Genomic DNA, 9,828 nt, shown 5'->3' on the forward strand with positions numbered 1-9,828 from the left:
AGTGCTATTAACCACTTGAATATGAGGTTCAATAGGTATACTGTATGAATGTACAGTGGCTCAAGGCGGAGGGAATCATGAAAGTTGAAATTACAATTGATCGCACTAAGGAGCTTCCGAAAGGAGCTGTGCCAGCGCTTGAAAAGGAACTTTTGCGTCGAATCAGCCAAGACTATTCAGCCTGTAAATTAACGATACGTCGAACCGGTTCTGATGGATTAAGTGTCATCGGAGGCGATAAGAGCGATAAAAAACGTATTGAAGAAATCCTGCAGGAAACGTGGGAAAGTGCGGATGAATGGTTTTTTAACTGATCACCCCTCGAAGGCAGCCTTGGCCGCCATTTGTTACGCCTGATTGCTAAATTTCTCGTTGCACGCCGCGCTGCTGCTAAGAAGCAATTTCCGTTGGCTTAACGGTGTGGATATCACCGCAAGGGGCATCTCATGCAAATTCCGGATGATTTAATTCCCGGACTGCCGGAGCATACTGGCCCGGTTCTGATTTATATCGTAAAGGGCAGGGTAGAAAGGGGATTCGCGCTGCGCAAAGATGAATTTGTTACGTCGTTGCGGGCACTGGATGAAGCAAGAAAGAAAGCTGGTCTTCCTGTTTCAGATGCCTGATATGTTGGGTTATACTCAAAAACGGGTCTGAACAGCCCACTGAGTCACACTGCGCCAACCGGAAAATAGCGATGGCGTATAAAGCTGAAATATCCCAATCACACCGTTTCTCCGTGAGCGGTGTCTTTGTTCGTGCTGGTGGTTCAGCATGAGTAGATCAAAAAATAAATCTGAAAAACTCCACCTTTCCCGCGTAGCCGGGCTGGGCTGTATTGTCTGCAAAAACCTGAAACTGGGTGAAACCCCAGCAGAGATACATCACATCCGAACTGGTCAGGGAATTGGCCAGCGCGCTGACTATTTCAAAGTTATTCCTCTTTGCCCAATCCATCACCGCCAGGGCGGACACGGCGTAGCCATTCATGCTGGCCGCCAGTTATGGGAAGACAGTTACGGTACTGAAACAGAGTTGTTGGTGCAGGTTCTCTATGAACTGGGGGAATCGACTCATGCCTGAATATAAAATCACGCCTGTCGACAAGCCCAGAATGACGCGCGCTGACACATGGAAAAATCGCCCCGAGGTTCTGCGTTACCGTGCTTTCTGTGATGAGGTTCGTCTGAAGCGGGTTGAACTGCCGGAAAGCGGTTCGCATGTCACCTTCATTCTTCCGATGCCAGCGAGCTGGAGCAAAAAGAAACAGGCTGAGTTCAACGGTAAACCACACCAGGTAAAACCTGATTTTGACAACATGATAAAAGCCCTGATGGACGCCATTTACGAAAATGATGCTCATATATGGGATGTTCGGGCATCAAAAGCATGGGGCTAAACCAGACAGATTTTAATTTAATCAATTGAGAGGGGCGAATAATGAAACTGGAATCTTCGCTTAAACACTTCAGCCCACAGAGTATGCACATCTCAGATAGTGTGAGAGATACTTCTCCCGATCGGATTACCGGGACCGATGTTATGGTAGCCATCGGTACGACCAGCAGCCGCGCGCGGTTCGGTCTGGCGGCGTTCTTTGGTAAGGCGGGTATCAGTAAATCGGATGAACAACTGGCTGTACAGGCGCTGGCGCGCCATGCGATGAAGACAGCACCAAAGAACGTGCGCAAAGCAGCCGGTGGTGAGTTCGAATGGTGCATGCTGATGCTGGCGCAATTTGCCTTTGCTGAATACTCCCGTTCGGCTGCAGCCAGCGTGATGTGTCACAGTTGCAGCGGTAGCGGGAGAACATATCGCACAGAGACCACGCGCAAAGTATCTTACCCGTGGGGTAAAGCGCCGTATTGGGCCAGCCGTTCGCGAGCCGTTCGTCCGTCAGACTGGGAGCAGTGGACAGAGGTTACAGAGATTGTGCCCGCTGTTTGTGACGTTTGCGAAGGGAAGGGAGCTATAAGCGCCCGATGCCGCTGTGGTGGAAAGGGGGAGGTACTCGACCGTAAAGCGACTAAAGAGCGGGGCGCACCGGTTTTCAAAACGTGTGAACGTTGCTCTGGTAATGGATTCTCTGCTATCTCCTCTGCGACGGTACACCGAACCATTCTGAAACGCCTCCCGGATCTCCATCAGTCCTCATGGTCGCGTAACTGGAAACCATTCTATGAAATGCTTGTTGATGTATTGCACAAGGGAGAGCGTCACGCATCATCAGAATTTGAGAAAGTAACCAGTAATTAATACGATCGGAACAGATGCCGACAAGTTTTCGCATGATAGTGTTGACTTTGCATACTTCTGTCCTGTACGATTTGAATCGTGGGGTATAGCGCCTGCACGAAATTAATCATTGAAACCCTGCCTGGGCGGGGTTTTATTTTCTAAGAACTCGAAAATTGTAAGCATTCCCGTATTGCAAAGATTCATTTTAATGACGGGTATGAAGTTGATGAGAATAGTGTTCTGTGGGATATCAACCTCCTGTGCAAATGGACACCAACAACCGGAAGCAATAAAAACGACTTTCAGGAATTAAGTAAGAGTAGTTTTCTTGAATCATCCGGTTTTACGACACAAGAATTTACCTTTAATAACGCCATCAAAGAAACGACCTTTAGATTGTACTGCTAGAAAAGAATTATAGATGCTTTGTGGGACACCAACGTACTGGAAGGTTGAAGAGTTAACGAATCCTATCTCGAGGATTTTTTCTAATGGGTAGTAACCAACAAATTTTATTTTTGATGATATCATTTTCTGTCGTTGCATTTTTTCTCCTTTGAAAGTTCTGATTTCCTTTACCTAATAATACACATGTATGAAATAAAAGTTGCATAGTTTTGTAAATATTTTTTTGGTTGGATTAAATAATTTCCTTTGTTACCACCAATTCCCTGGACTACGAAAACATAGAACAAAACCTCGTTACTGGATTTTTTCAGAGTGATTGAAAGTTCTTTATAGGTGCTTGATAAAAATGATGTATTCTGTTTCTGTTCATAAAGGGGACAATCACTCATATGTTATCGAGGTCAAAAAAATCACTGATTATGCTGTCACAGCATCCATTTCTAAGATGTTCTGAACAATTTAATAAAAAATAACTTGCTATTGTTTGTGGGTTGTGTGATTAATGAGTGGTTGTTTTGGTACACAGACCCATTAAAGCGGTTTAGTAAAGCAGTTCTCATCTCAAGCGTTATCCACTGATAATCCTTCCTTTTGAGCCTTCTTATCGTTACTAATTAGATTGTGTGCGAAAACCTTTTCGCCGTAAGGCTACATAGAATTTAAGGAATGATCTGTGTCTAATAAAATGACTGGTTTAGTAAAATGGTTTAATGAGTCTAAAGGTTTTGGCTTTATTACTCCTGATAATGGTAGCAAAGATGTGTTTGTTCACTTCTCTGCCATTCAAAGTGGTGGTTTTAAAACACTGAATGAAGGCCAAAAAGTTGAGTTCAGTATTACTGCTGGTGCAAAAGGGCCTTCAGCCGAAAACGTTGTTGCAGCCTGATTTTTTCTGAACTTAAACTAATATGCGATAACGAAGACGGTTTAGACCTGAGTAGACATACTGACAGAAGTAATGGAAGTATTGTTGGATCAGTAGAGTTAAAATGTTACTGATCCGGCATTAAAGGTAACGGTAAGCATATTTCATCTCAATCTCGAATGAGAAAGTATGCTGACCATTGTCGTTGAGTGTAGGTTCACTGCACGAAAAGTATAACGGTAGAGACTGACTGCTTGCTTTACACGATAAAGTACGCAAGGGGATGGTTTTCCCAGATATCACCATAATTGCTATTCATTAAATATGAAAATACTAAACCCGCAGCCAGCGGGTTTTTTATTATCTGTAGCTTGATCAATCTTAAAATACAGATGGTAGTGACTCTGTGCGAGAAACGGTATCTCAAACAGATTCAGGCTGCTTCTTTTTGATTTGTCTGGAATACTTTATTGCAATGAGGGCAGATTAAAAGGGAACCTTTTTGTACTCTTGAAAAACTGTGTTCAGATTGCTGGGTACAGTTTGGGCAGGTGCATTTGACAAGATAGTTACGGCGTGATTTAGAGTCTTTACGTTCTGACATAGGCTTTTCCTTGATGGATGGACTTCAACTTTACCTTAATTTGCCCAGGAAATCTTAATTTTGTGAAAATATGTGGGCTGATAAAAATATCGGTGACTGAATTGATATAGCCATTAGTAAGATAACGCGTATAGATTGATTGTGATGAGTCACTGAGAAGATAGTGTTGAGCGGTGAATAGCACTAGAAAAAGTCTCGTAAAAAACGTGAGTATGAGAATGCCTCTCTCTGAGAAAACTGACAGTGAACTAATGGGACGTCTCACTCTTGGCCGCTGTGTTTTCTTGCACAAACAGCATATGAGCTTTCCTTTACAGTATAATTTTTAGTTATTGGGGGCGATATGAAGGAAGGGTATTACTGGATTCACCATTTAGGTGTTGTACAGGTGGCCTATTAGACGAACGACACTGTAGATGACCTGGATACGGGGAAAGTCGTTACAGGGGTATGGCATCTGACCAGAGGTGATGATACTTGCCATAACGGTGAGGCAGAGGTCCTAGAAGGGCCACTCACTCCACCAAACTAGACAATCGGACTTACTTTGAGGCTCCCGCATGGTGGCCTCTTTTATTTCAGGCTCACGGGAAGCATCCACTACGTGCTTTGTTAATAAATCCAGCCCGTGAAGCCTGACCCTTTTCAAACACACACAACACCATCCGAAAAATCGGAGGTAGGGCTATGACCAGAATGAGCACCATTTACAGCAGACTTTCATATGGAACAGGAACCACGCTGACCGGCTGCGGTGTATCAGCGAAGGCATATGCCGAAACAGCAAAAACAGCAAAAGAGGTGTCCTGGATGTTGGCCGACAGAATTGCAGGGTTAAGCCTGAGCGACTGGGCAATTATTGTTGGTATCGCATGTACTGTTATCACCTGTGCAGTGAACTGGTACTACAGGAAAAAGGAAAGGGAGGACCGGCTTAATGGCAATGTCACCAAAGCTGAAGAATAAACTGAGCGCAGCGGTCGTTGGTTTGATTCTTGCGGGGGCTTCCGCGTCCGTAATTCTCGATCAGTTTCTGGATGAGAAAGAGGGTAACAGCCTGAAAGCATATCGCGACGGCGGCGGAATCTGGACTATTTGCCGTGGCGCCACAATGGTTGATGGTAAGCCAGTAGAGCATGGTATGAAGGTGTCTGCTGAGAAATGCGCCCGGGTGAACGCCATAGAACGCGACAAGGCGCTGGCGTGGGTTGAGCGAAATATCAAGGTACCACTGACCGAACCACAGAAAGCCGGGATCGCGTCCTTCTGCCCATATAACATCGGCCCCGGAAAATGTTTCCCATCTACGTTCTATAAGCGAATTAATGCGGGCGACCGTAGAGGTGCCTGTGAAGCGATCCGCTGGTGGATTAAAGACGGTGGCCGCGACTGTCGTCTGACCAAAGGCCAGAAAAGCGGCTGCTACGGACAGGTTGATCGAAGAGACCAGGAAAGCGCTCTGACATGCTGGGGGATAGGCCAGTGAGTAAAACATTTGCTGTGTTTCTACTGCTGGCTGGTGCGTTTATTGCCGGAAATGTCTGGAGCGACCGGGGCTGGCAAAAGAAATGGGCGGAACGTGATAGTGCTAAGTCTTCGCAGGTTGCGAACGCGCAGACCGCCGCCCGCATGATTGAGCAAGGGCGCATAATTGCCCGTGATGAGGCTGTAAAAGATGCACAAGCGCAAGCCGCTAAATCTGCTGCCACTGCTGCTGGCCTGTCTGCCACTGTTAACCAGCTGCGTACCGAAGCAACAAAGCTTGCCACCCTCCTGGACGCCGCAAAGCATACCGCAAATCTTGCCACTGCCGTCAGAAGCAAAACAGCCGGAGCCGACGCCGCAATGCTCGCCGACATGCTTGGACGCCTTGCAGAAGAAGCTCGATATTATGCTGAACGATCTGACGAACGCTACCGGGCAGGAATGACGTGTGAGCGCATTTACGACTCAGTGAGGCAGTCAAACAACAACAGGGTTAGACGATGAACGCAGAAAACCTAAGTGAAGCGTATTACCTCAATAACGATATAAAAGAACTACAGCGTCAGAAAAGCATACTGGAAAGTGGTGCCGGACTTGGTGTGACAATCCAGTCTACCTATCAGGATAACGCCTTTCTTGATGCCATACGCCCGCATGCAGTGACTGAACTTGACCGCCGTATTGTGGAGAAGAAAAAATCCCTCTCCACTCTGGGTGTTACACTCTCTTAAATGAGAACAACAATAAAAGGTTATGTCTGCTTTGCCACATTTTGAGAGTATGGGTTTTATTTGGTATTCAATCAGTTACTTTATTGGTTTGCTTTCAGATGGAAGATAGATGTTTCCACAGAAGGGGCAAATTAACGTTATATTGTTTTTTATTCTCGACAGACTGTGCATTGACTGGCGGGAGCAATGAGGACAAGTACTTTTCACATGGCGTAAAGTACGCATCTTGATATCTTTGAGTATCGACATGTTGATTGTCCTGGTGGGCGGTTAACAACCATACACCACATGTTGGCTAATAGCTTCTTTTATAACCGTTACGATGTAATCGTTAGCGATAATCAATCAAGCCTCGCAGTAGCGGGGCTTTTTAACAACTGAGGAATGAGCAATACAGTAGTTCTTACAGCTAAGCAGATTGAAGACCTGGCGGCCTTCGCAAAAGAAGATGGCCAGCCACAATACACCATCACTACCGGAACAATCCCTGAGTTCGAAGCGGATGATGGCAAGGTTATCCCTGAGTACACCGGGCTGATTGCCTATTCCGAGTAGCTAGAGCATAGCGTTCTACAGCTCGATAACTAACGAATCAACAAAACTTTCCATCCGTCATGACACTGCAATGCTCGTAGACATGCCAGGAAGCCTGGCAGAAGAAGCTCGATACAATGCTGAGCGCGCTGATGAAAACTACCGGGCAGGAATGACATGTGAGCGGATTTATGAGTCCGTAAAAATACTAACAATGAATCGTAGAGAAAAAATAATAGATCTATAAATTAAGATGTTGACGGTTTTCGTGGATAAATTTGTAAATTTTTACTATGAAAGAAATACGACTCTTCCTTGAGTCAAAATCCCTGACAACTTAGGGTGATAGATAAAGGTCTTACGCAGCATGACATAATTTTCGATTTAAGCTATTTAAATTAATTTTTATGGTCAAAACCCACTGAGATTTACTTACAAAACTAAACCTTGCTATGTTTGGTTAATCATGCGTTAATGAATGTCTGGTTTGTAACGAATTTATCTGAAGCAGTCGCTGTAATAATTTTATTCCTTGTTCCTGTTGAGATTTCCTTGTTAGCTTTTCTCTCTGATAATTTTTTTCGGACCATTCTGCCCAAGGGCTTACTCAATAAAGGTAATGTTTATGTCTAATAAAATGACTGGTTTAGTTAAATGGTTTAATCCTGAAAAAGGTTTTGGTTTTATCACTCCAAAAGATGGCAGTAAAGATGTGTTTGTTCACTTCTCTGCTATCCAGAGTAATGATTTCAAGACGCTGAATGAGAATCAGGAAGTTGAATTTAGTGTTGAACAGGGACCTAAAGGCCCCACGGCAGTTAATGTCGTGGCTGTATAAGGTAACTGTTATTACTAATAATATTCACTTCAGATGTCCGTGTTGCCACGGATCTCAGTACCGAACGTCAAACTTTGATGTTACTGAAAAAAATCCTTTCGGAGCAAAATGTATTTTTTGCAAATCAACAATGATTACATTTGATAATATTGCACTGTACATTCGTTCTGGTCAGTCTTCTTTAGAATTCAGAAAATAAATTTCAGGCTCCTTATGGAGCCTTTTTTGTATGCTGAACCGACAATCTCTGTAAGAGACATCACGGTAAAATTATGAAAAAAGTCATCGTTTTTTTTAATGCAGAACCTGCAGTTGTTGTAACCGTAATGAAAGGTATTACTACGATAATGCGCGAGTTTCCCAATGGGGAAAAAGCACACCTACCCGTGATGTCAGCGGGATTTCCATCTCTGACAGGAGACCATAAAATAGTTTATGTAGCCTCTGATCGTGATGTCAGTTCAGAAGAGATCCTCGAGGCAGCATCGAAGCTTTTGAAATGAGATCTGGTTGTTTCGTGACCGACCCGGATTTTAGTACAGTGGTTTGTGTGGTCGCGAGCTCCTTTATATGAAGATTGTACTGCAAACTATTGATAATTGAGTCTTTCTATTCTATCTTTTAAACATATCAGCGCTTATACAAGTGCTCTACGGGGAATGTAGCATGCTTGGCGTTGATACGTTAGAGATCAAGAGAGGTAAACAATGAACGTCGAAGATTTAAAAAGAAAAACTGAAGCGGATATTTCTGAATTCATCACAAAAAAAATTATTGAACTCAAAAAAAAGACAGGAAAAGAAGTTTCCGATATCCAGTTTAATGCTCGTGAAAAAATGACTGGGCTTGAAAGCTATGATATTAAAATCACATTAATCTAATTGTTATAAGACTCAGTTCGAGTGAAAAAGCATTATCTTGAAAGGTAATGCTTTTTTATTTCTGTCATAAAATTTAGAACGTTGTCAAAGCCTTCACTTCTAACCATAGATTTTCTGCTTACCTTTTAACGGGTCCTCCTTGACGATTCTGACCATCGAGGGGCAGCAGCGGCGCGGGATTTGGAGCATTTTTGATTCTTCACGCAACCATTTCAGCATTTGATGCTGATGACGGAACACTATCCCCGAATACACTGGGTTGGTTGCATTCTCTGATTCAAAAGAACACGGTGTGCTTCAACTTGACTGAGCAGGCATTACAGCAGACACTCACTGAGTGCCTGCTGTAATGTTAAACATTAAAATTTGTATTTATTTCTTATCGTTACAATCAGGGATCATCCTCAAAAGAGTGTTATCTTTCTGGACGTAGTGATGGAATAACGCTGCACCAGCATGCGCTGCGATTAAAAAATATCCGATGTTTGCCAGTGTTTCGTGAGTATCTTTGATAAGTGATTTTGTTTCCCCGTCAGGAGTAACGAACGATGCAACGTTAAAACCTAAGAAACTCCAGTCCTTTCCACCGTAAGCCATAATTGCAATACCTAATAATGGTAGAGCCAAAAAAGAAATGTACAGCAGGATATGCATTATTTTAGCAGCCATCATCTGCCAGGCTGGTGGGGGGGGGGAGTGATAGCTGGATCATGATACTTTTGTTTAATAATTAATCGCATTATCATTAAAAACCAGACAAACACCCCAACATTGTAATGTGTTTCTTTCATGAGAAGGTAGGTGTTACTGCCTTGGGAAACCAGCCACGAAGCTCCATAGCTGCATAGGTTATCGCTATTAATATCAGGGTTAGCCAGTGTAAGCGAATCTGAAGTTTTGAGAATTTGACCATTATTCTTGCCTCAAACGGTGTATTACATCGACCATAAATCATGAAGCTTAACAAATCCTTATTTTTGTTGAGAGATTAAGAGTTTGTTATTCCAGCGATCTCACTTGAATGCTTTGATAATAATTCTCATTTTTATTTCTTTCTGATAATCCTTGATGTTACGGGGCAAGAACCGCGCAGATTCTCGCTATTTATGAGAACTTTCAATCAACTACTGGTTCATTTTTACTTTCCGCCTATTACACAATTTGTATCCAACAAACAGGACTATGCCGATGCCAGCACGTGCTAAACGCCCATGCCGACACAAAGGGTGTGCGGCAATCACCAA

At 43.5% G+C, this 9,828-nt stretch carries 19 protein-coding genes and 2 pseudogenes; 17 read left to right on the plus strand and 4 right to left on the minus strand.

The window, feature by feature from the left end:
- The first annotated feature begins 77 nt into the window (after positions 1 to 77).
- The 5 genes from OGV80_RS24275 (at position 78) to OGV80_RS24295 (ending at position 2,256) form a co-directional block, all read left to right on the plus strand.
- Positions 78 to 314 carry a DinI-like family protein gene (locus OGV80_RS24275; RefSeq protein WP_080625028.1) on the plus strand — a complete coding sequence of 79 codons (237 nt, stop codon included), beginning with the start codon at positions 78 to 80 and terminating at the stop codon, positions 312 to 314.
- A gap of 132 nt (positions 315 to 446) precedes the next feature.
- Positions 447 to 626 (plus strand): hypothetical protein, encoded by a 180-nt coding sequence (locus tag OGV80_RS24280; protein ID WP_080625029.1) that lies wholly within the window; start codon positions 447 to 449, stop codon positions 624 to 626.
- A gap of 148 nt (positions 627 to 774) precedes the next feature.
- The gene (locus tag OGV80_RS24285; protein ID WP_286502926.1) at positions 775 to 1,083 is read left to right on the plus strand and encodes a Ref family recombination enhancement nuclease; all 309 of its coding nucleotides are present in this window, start codon (positions 775 to 777) and stop codon (positions 1,081 to 1,083) included.
- On the plus strand, positions 1,076 to 1,399 hold the full coding sequence (locus OGV80_RS24290) for a RusA family crossover junction endodeoxyribonuclease (RefSeq protein ID WP_286515843.1): 324 nt from the start codon (positions 1,076 to 1,078) through the stop codon (positions 1,397 to 1,399). The genes OGV80_RS24285 and OGV80_RS24290 overlap by 8 nt, the downstream gene beginning before the upstream one ends.
- Positions 1,400 to 1,440: 41 nt before the next feature.
- Entirely contained in the window at positions 1,441 to 2,256 is an 816-nt protein-coding gene (locus OGV80_RS24295) for an antitermination protein (protein ID WP_286502928.1), read from the plus strand.
- A gap of 315 nt (positions 2,257 to 2,571) precedes the next feature.
- Here the strand turns inward: OGV80_RS24295 and OGV80_RS24300 are convergent, their stop codons facing one another.
- Positions 2,572 to 2,784: a KTSC domain-containing protein gene (locus OGV80_RS24300; RefSeq protein WP_286502929.1), complete on the minus strand. Its 213-nt coding sequence runs from the start codon at positions 2,782 to 2,784 to the stop codon at positions 2,572 to 2,574.
- Between the two features lie 535 nt (positions 2,785 to 3,319).
- Between OGV80_RS24300 and cspE the strand changes: the two genes are divergently transcribed.
- Entirely contained in the window at positions 3,320 to 3,532 is a 213-nt protein-coding gene (gene cspE, locus OGV80_RS24305) for a transcription antiterminator/RNA stability regulator CspE (RefSeq protein WP_005127641.1), read from the plus strand.
- A gap of 412 nt (positions 3,533 to 3,944) precedes the next feature.
- Here the strand turns inward: cspE and OGV80_RS24310 are convergent, their stop codons facing one another.
- Complete coding sequence (locus OGV80_RS24310) at positions 3,945 to 4,115, minus strand: YnfU family zinc-binding protein (RefSeq protein ID WP_162835200.1); 171 nt, start codon at positions 4,113 to 4,115, stop codon at positions 3,945 to 3,947.
- Between the two features lie 343 nt (positions 4,116 to 4,458).
- On the opposite strand from OGV80_RS24310, the pseudogene OGV80_RS24315 reads away from it, so the two are divergent.
- The 5 genes and pseudogenes from OGV80_RS24315 to OGV80_RS24335 all read left to right on the plus strand — a co-directional run bounded on the left by OGV80_RS24315 (position 4,459) and on the right by OGV80_RS24335 (position 6,331).
- Positions 4,459 to 4,647: pseudogene (locus tag OGV80_RS24315) on the plus strand (hypothetical protein).
- 155 nt (positions 4,648 to 4,802) lie between these two features.
- On the plus strand, positions 4,803 to 5,081 hold the full coding sequence (locus OGV80_RS24320) for a phage holin (RefSeq protein WP_003832349.1): 279 nt from the start codon (positions 4,803 to 4,805) through the stop codon (positions 5,079 to 5,081).
- On the plus strand, positions 5,053 to 5,601 hold the full coding sequence (locus OGV80_RS24325; protein ID WP_080625035.1) for a lysozyme: 549 nt from the start codon (positions 5,053 to 5,055) through the stop codon (positions 5,599 to 5,601). Before OGV80_RS24320 ends, OGV80_RS24325 begins: the two co-directional genes overlap by 29 nt.
- A complete protein-coding gene (locus OGV80_RS24330) occupies positions 5,580 to 6,104 on the plus strand; it encodes a DUF2514 domain-containing protein (RefSeq protein WP_181231323.1) in 525 nt (174 codons plus the stop codon). The genes OGV80_RS24325 and OGV80_RS24330 overlap by 22 nt, the downstream gene beginning before the upstream one ends.
- On the plus strand, positions 6,101 to 6,331 hold the full coding sequence (locus OGV80_RS24335; protein WP_080625037.1) for a hypothetical protein: 231 nt from the start codon (positions 6,101 to 6,103) through the stop codon (positions 6,329 to 6,331). Before OGV80_RS24330 ends, OGV80_RS24335 begins: the two co-directional genes overlap by 4 nt.
- Positions 6,332 to 6,406: 75 nt before the next feature.
- On the opposite strand, the gene OGV80_RS24340 is transcribed toward OGV80_RS24335, so the two are convergent.
- Positions 6,407 to 6,580, minus strand: coding sequence for a YnfU family zinc-binding protein (locus OGV80_RS24340; protein ID WP_218116983.1), 174 nt, complete (start codon positions 6,578 to 6,580; stop codon positions 6,407 to 6,409).
- Positions 6,581 to 6,715: 135 nt separating this feature from the next.
- Here OGV80_RS24340 and OGV80_RS24345 point away from each other — a divergent pair, with 135 nt between their 5' ends.
- The 6 genes from OGV80_RS24345 (at position 6,716) to OGV80_RS24370 (ending at position 8,584) form a co-directional block, all read left to right on the plus strand.
- Entirely contained in the window at positions 6,716 to 6,886 is a 171-nt protein-coding gene (locus OGV80_RS24345) for a hypothetical protein (protein WP_167394263.1), read from the plus strand.
- 70 nt (positions 6,887 to 6,956) lie between these two features.
- Positions 6,957 to 7,112 (plus strand): DUF2514 family protein, encoded by a 156-nt coding sequence (locus OGV80_RS24350; protein WP_080625038.1) that lies wholly within the window; start codon positions 6,957 to 6,959, stop codon positions 7,110 to 7,112.
- Between the two features lie 378 nt (positions 7,113 to 7,490).
- Positions 7,491 to 7,703 (plus strand): cold shock protein CspG, encoded by a 213-nt coding sequence (gene cspG / locus OGV80_RS24355; protein ID WP_000066494.1) that lies wholly within the window; start codon positions 7,491 to 7,493, stop codon positions 7,701 to 7,703.
- Between the two features lie 10 nt (positions 7,704 to 7,713).
- On the plus strand, positions 7,714 to 7,902 hold the full coding sequence (gene ymcF, locus OGV80_RS24360; RefSeq protein WP_057069020.1) for a cold shock small protein YmcF: 189 nt from the start codon (positions 7,714 to 7,716) through the stop codon (positions 7,900 to 7,902).
- A gap of 73 nt (positions 7,903 to 7,975) precedes the next feature.
- Positions 7,976 to 8,206 carry a hypothetical protein gene (locus OGV80_RS24365; protein ID WP_000756041.1) on the plus strand — a complete coding sequence of 77 codons (231 nt, stop codon included), beginning with the start codon at positions 7,976 to 7,978 and terminating at the stop codon, positions 8,204 to 8,206.
- Between the two features lie 204 nt (positions 8,207 to 8,410).
- Positions 8,411 to 8,584 carry a GnsA/GnsB family addiction module toxin gene (locus OGV80_RS24370; protein WP_001100119.1) on the plus strand — a complete coding sequence of 58 codons (174 nt, stop codon included), beginning with the start codon at positions 8,411 to 8,413 and terminating at the stop codon, positions 8,582 to 8,584.
- A gap of 372 nt (positions 8,585 to 8,956) precedes the next feature.
- Here OGV80_RS24370 and OGV80_RS24375 read toward each other — a convergent pair.
- Positions 8,957 to 9,497, minus strand: a pseudogene (locus OGV80_RS24375) (cytochrome b).
- Positions 9,498 to 9,828 lie beyond the last annotated feature (331 nt).

The sequence above is a fragment of the Citrobacter sp. Ce119 genome, from assembly GCF_030334525.1.
In the GTDB taxonomy this organism is placed as follows: Bacteria; Pseudomonadota; Gammaproteobacteria; order Enterobacterales; family Enterobacteriaceae; genus Citrobacter; species Citrobacter europaeus.

What these genes read in the sequence shown, in the direction of transcription:
- OGV80_RS24300 (WP_286502929.1), bottom strand. Translation starts at nt 2,784, where the DNA reads ATGCAACGACAGAAAATGATATCATCAAAAATAAAATTTGTTGGTTAC.
- OGV80_RS24325 (WP_080625035.1), top strand. Translation starts at nt 5,053, where the DNA reads ATGGCAATGTCACCAAAGCTGAAGAATAAACTGAGCGCAGCGGTCGTT.
- cspG (WP_000066494.1), top strand. Translation starts at nt 7,491, where the DNA reads ATGTCTAATAAAATGACTGGTTTAGTTAAATGGTTTAATCCTGAAAAA.
- OGV80_RS24295 (WP_286502928.1), top strand. Translation starts at nt 1,441, where the DNA reads ATGAAACTGGAATCTTCGCTTAAACACTTCAGCCCACAGAGTATGCAC.
- OGV80_RS24310 (WP_162835200.1), bottom strand. Translation starts at nt 4,115, where the DNA reads ATGTCAGAACGTAAAGACTCTAAATCACGCCGTAACTATCTTGTCAAA.
- OGV80_RS24335 (WP_080625037.1), top strand. Translation starts at nt 6,101, where the DNA reads ATGAACGCAGAAAACCTAAGTGAAGCGTATTACCTCAATAACGATATA.
- OGV80_RS24330 (WP_181231323.1), top strand. Translation starts at nt 5,580, where the DNA reads ATGCTGGGGGATAGGCCAGTGAGTAAAACATTTGCTGTGTTTCTACTG.
- OGV80_RS24340 (WP_218116983.1), bottom strand. Translation starts at nt 6,580, where the DNA reads ATGTCGATACTCAAAGATATCAAGATGCGTACTTTACGCCATGTGAAA.
- OGV80_RS24370 (WP_001100119.1), top strand. Translation starts at nt 8,411, where the DNA reads ATGAACGTCGAAGATTTAAAAAGAAAAACTGAAGCGGATATTTCTGAA.
- OGV80_RS24280 (WP_080625029.1), top strand. Translation starts at nt 447, where the DNA reads ATGCAAATTCCGGATGATTTAATTCCCGGACTGCCGGAGCATACTGGC.
- OGV80_RS24345 (WP_167394263.1), top strand. Translation starts at nt 6,716, where the DNA reads ATGAGCAATACAGTAGTTCTTACAGCTAAGCAGATTGAAGACCTGGCG.
- OGV80_RS24320 (WP_003832349.1), top strand. Translation starts at nt 4,803, where the DNA reads ATGACCAGAATGAGCACCATTTACAGCAGACTTTCATATGGAACAGGA.
- OGV80_RS24365 (WP_000756041.1), top strand. Translation starts at nt 7,976, where the DNA reads ATGAAAAAAGTCATCGTTTTTTTTAATGCAGAACCTGCAGTTGTTGTA.
- OGV80_RS24350 (WP_080625038.1), top strand. Translation starts at nt 6,957, where the DNA reads ATGCTCGTAGACATGCCAGGAAGCCTGGCAGAAGAAGCTCGATACAAT.
- OGV80_RS24275 (WP_080625028.1), top strand. Translation starts at nt 78, where the DNA reads ATGAAAGTTGAAATTACAATTGATCGCACTAAGGAGCTTCCGAAAGGA.
- OGV80_RS24285 (WP_286502926.1), top strand. Translation starts at nt 775, where the DNA reads ATGAGTAGATCAAAAAATAAATCTGAAAAACTCCACCTTTCCCGCGTA.
- OGV80_RS24290 (WP_286515843.1), top strand. Translation starts at nt 1,076, where the DNA reads ATGCCTGAATATAAAATCACGCCTGTCGACAAGCCCAGAATGACGCGC.